The organism is Nostocoides japonicum T1-X7 (assembly GCF_001046855.1).
GTDB lineage: Bacteria > Actinomycetota > Actinomycetes > Actinomycetales > Dermatophilaceae > Nostocoides > Nostocoides japonicum.
On record NZ_HF570958.1, the window covers coordinates 4,315,861 to 4,319,471 of the forward strand.

3 protein-coding genes are annotated in these 3,611 nt (G+C 70.3%); 2 read left to right on the plus strand and 1 reads right to left on the minus strand.

The genetic code is table 11. From position 1 onward, the window contains the following. Together pcrA and BN12_RS24730 are read left to right on the plus strand one after the other, a co-directional pair. The coding region (pcrA, locus tag BN12_RS19595; protein ID WP_083454789.1) for a DNA helicase PcrA at window positions 1-2,371 on the plus strand (2,371 nt) is incomplete at its 5' end. A gap of 305 nt (window positions 2,372-2,676) precedes the next feature. Next, a complete protein-coding gene (locus BN12_RS24730; RefSeq protein ID WP_157635576.1) occupies window positions 2,677-2,892 on the plus strand; it encodes a hypothetical protein in 216 nt (71 codons plus the stop codon). Window positions 2,893-3,040: 148 nt separating this feature from the next. Here BN12_RS24730 and BN12_RS19600 read toward each other — a convergent pair. Beyond that, window positions 3,041-3,611: M23 family metallopeptidase (locus BN12_RS19600; protein ID WP_162233111.1), on the minus strand; the 571-nt coding region annotated here is incomplete at its 5' end.

The following is a 3,611-nucleotide window of genomic DNA, read 5'->3' on the forward strand; positions in this document are numbered from 1 at the left end:
GGCGGCGGCCGAGCCGCGCTCCGGCGGGCAGGCGCCCCCGGCCCGGCCCGACCCGGAGCAGCTCCTCGCCGGACTCAACCCCCAGCAGCGGGAGGCCGTGCTCCACGAGGGCGGCCCGCTGCTCATCGTCGCCGGCGCAGGGTCGGGCAAGACGAAGGTCCTCACGACGCGCATCGCATACCTCCTCGCGGAGCGTGGGGTGCAGCCGGGCCAGATCCTCGCCATCACCTTCACCAACAAGGCCGCGGCGGAGATGCGGGAGCGCGTCGAGGGTCTCGTCGGGCCGCGCGCCCGGGCGATGTGGGTCATGACGTTCCACAGCGCCTGCGTCCGCATCCTCCGTCGCGAGGCGAGCCACGTCGGGCTGAGGGCGAGCTTCTCCATCTACGACGCCGCCGACAGCCAGCGGCTCATGGCGATGGTGCTGCGCGACATGGACCTCGACGCCAAGCGCTACAACCCCCGGGCCTTCAGCCATCAGGTGAGCAACCTGAAGAACGAGCTCGTCGACGAGGAGACGTATGCCCGTCGCGTCGGCTCCGAGGACACCGCCGACGGGCCCGGGGGGACGCACCACGAGCGGGTCCTCGCCGAGGCCTACACGGCATACCAGCGGCGCCTGCGGCAGGCGAACGCCATGGACTTCGACGACCTCATCATGACGACCGTCCACATGCTCCAGGCCTTCCCGGAGGTCGCAGAGCACTACCGGCGGCGGTTCCGGCACGTCATGGTCGACGAGTACCAGGACACCAACCACGCCCAGTACGTCCTCGTCAAGGAGCTCGTCGGCGGCTCGGGCGCGCAGCCGGCAGCCGGCCCGGCGGTCGGGGACCCGGCCCGCGATGCCGGCAGCGTCCCGCGCGTCGAGCCGAGCGAGCTCGTCGTCGTCGGCGACGCGGACCAGTCCATCTACGCCTTCCGGGGCGCGACGATCCGCAACATCGTCGAGTTCGAGGAGGACTACCCCGACGCGTCGACGATCCTCCTCGAGCAGAACTACCGGTCGACGCAGAACATCCTCTCGGCCGCCAACGCCGTCATCTCCAGAAACGGCGGCCGCCGGAAGAAGAACCTGTGGACCGAGGCCGGCGGCGGCGCCCCGATCGTCGGGTACGTCGCCGACAACGAGCACGACGAGGCGGCCTTCGTCGCCCGGACGATCGACAGCCTCGGCGACGAGCACGGCGTCAAGCCCAAGGACGTCGCCGTCTTCTACCGGACGAACGCCCAGAGCCGGGCCCTGGAGGAGGTCTTCGTCCGGGTCGGTCTGCCGTACAAGGTCGTCGGCGGCACCCGGTTCTACGAGCGCAAGGAGATCAAGGACGTCATCGCCTACCTCCGGGTGCTGTCCAACCCGGCCGACACGGTGAGCCTGCGACGCATCGTCAACGTCCCCAAGCGGGGGATCGGCGACCGGGCGGAGGCCGTCGTCGCCGCCCTCGCCGAGCGGGAGCGGATCACCTTCCTCCAGGCGCTCGGGCGTCCCGAGGACGCCCCTGGCATCGCGACGCGCTCGGTGACGGCGATCAAGGGGTTCACCGCCCTGCTGGAGTCGCTCGGTCAGGTGCGGGACGACGAGGAGGCCGGGGTCGCCGACCTTCTCGAGGCGATCGTCGAGCGCTCGGGCTACCTCGCCGAGCTCCGCGCGAGCCACGACCCCCAGGACGAGAGCCGGATCGAGAACCTCGCCGAGCTCGTCGCCGTCGCGCGGGAGTTCGACGAGACGCGGGCCGAGACGGGTGAGGTCATCAGCCTCGAGGACTTCCTCGAGCAGGTGTCCCTCGTCGCCGACGCCGACGAGATCCCGATGGCAGGGGACGACAGCGGCGTCGTCACGCTCATGACGCTGCATACGGCCAAGGGACTGGAGTTCCCCGTCGTCTTCCTCACGGGTCTCGAGGACGGCACCTTCCCCCACATGCGGTCGCTGCAGGAGCCCCGCGAGCTCGAGGAGGAGCGGCGCCTCGCGTACGTCGGCATCACCCGAGCGCGGGAGCGGCTGCACATCTCGCGCGCCGCGGTGCGGTCCGCCTGGGGTGCGCCGCAGTACAACCCGCCGTCGCGGTTCCTCGACGAGATCCCGCCCGACCTCGTCGACTGGCAGCGCGAGCACTCCGCGCTGACCGCACGCCGACCCGGCACCCCGGCGGTCGCGACGCTCGCGCAGCGCCCGGGGGTCCGGTCGCCGGGCAACCGGCCGATCCTCCAGCTGCGCTCCGGCGACCGCGTCACGCACGAGTCCTTCGGGCTCGGGACGGTCGTGCGCGTCGAGGGCGAGGCCGAGCGGACGATGGCCCACGTCGACTTCGGCGGGGACGCCGGCGTCAAGCGGCTCCTGCTGCGTTACGCCCCCCTCGAGAAGCTCTGAGCCCTCCGCACCATCCAGGCCACGGGAAGGGCGGGCGGCGTGTCACGCACCTGTCTCGACGAGGGATCGAGACCTCCACTGGAGGTGCGGAGCGGACAGGTAGCCCTCGCAACGTGGACCGCGTCTCTTGACATCACCCCGAAACGGTCGGATAGTCACAAATTGGTGCGTCTGTGACCGGGGGATAGGAGATGGCTATCGCCGCCAAGCTGCCAAAGGGATACTGCATTCAGTATGCGTTCACCTACGCCGGATCGGTCCACAGCGTCAAGCCGCTGCGAACATCGTGTTGACTCGATACCTACGTGGGCCTGCTCCGGCCGACCATCGGCTACTCGCTGTGGGCGTCACATTCGTCGGCTTGGGGATCCTTAGTTCCTCTGCTGGCCACCCTGGTCGATCCGGAACAGGGAACCAACCTCGCCGGGATCAGTGTGCCCTTCGTTGTCGGCGGAGCCCTGATCAGCCTGGTAGCGGGCCTGATGATCCATCATCGACGCCACGGCCGCTCTCCGCAGTGATGGACCGCCGGTCCTGGACGCGACCGTGTCCGGATGCACCCGCCCGCTGCGGCAACCGCCGCGATCGGATCCGGGAGTGAGAGGTATCTGAGCACCGCCAGACGGCCACCAGACACCTCCACTCGTCGCGTCGGTGCGGGGAAGGTCCTCAGCCCTGCTTCGTGAAGAGCCCTTGCTTGTGGAGCCAGGGCAGCGGGTCGATGGAGTGGCCGCCGTGCGGGTGGATCTCGATGTGCAGGTGGGGACCCGTCGAGTGGCCGGTGTTGCCCGAGTAGCCGACGAGCTGTCCCGGCGCGACCCGCTGGCCGACCTTCGCGGTGATCCGGCTCTGGTGCTCGAAGAAGGAGACCGTGCCGTCCCAGTACCTGATCTTCGTCGTGTTGCCGCCGCCGCCGTACCACCCGGTGTAGATGACCGTGCCGGTCGACATCGACCGGATCGGCGTGCCCACGGGCGTCGAGAAGTCGTCCCCCTCGTGCATCCGGCCCCAGCGCATCTTGTACCCCGAGGTGAACGTGCCGCCGTGGATCGGCTGCACCCATCGCTGCGCGGACCTCTTCTTCGCGAGAGCGGCTCGCTCCGCGGCCCGGGCCGCGCGCGCGGCCTCCTGGTCCCGGGCGAGGAGCACGGCGCTCCGGGCGTTCGCGGCCGACCGGCGCTGCTGCACCGTCGTGACGTCGCTCAGCTGCTCGGCGGCCGTCGTCGCCGACACGTCCCTC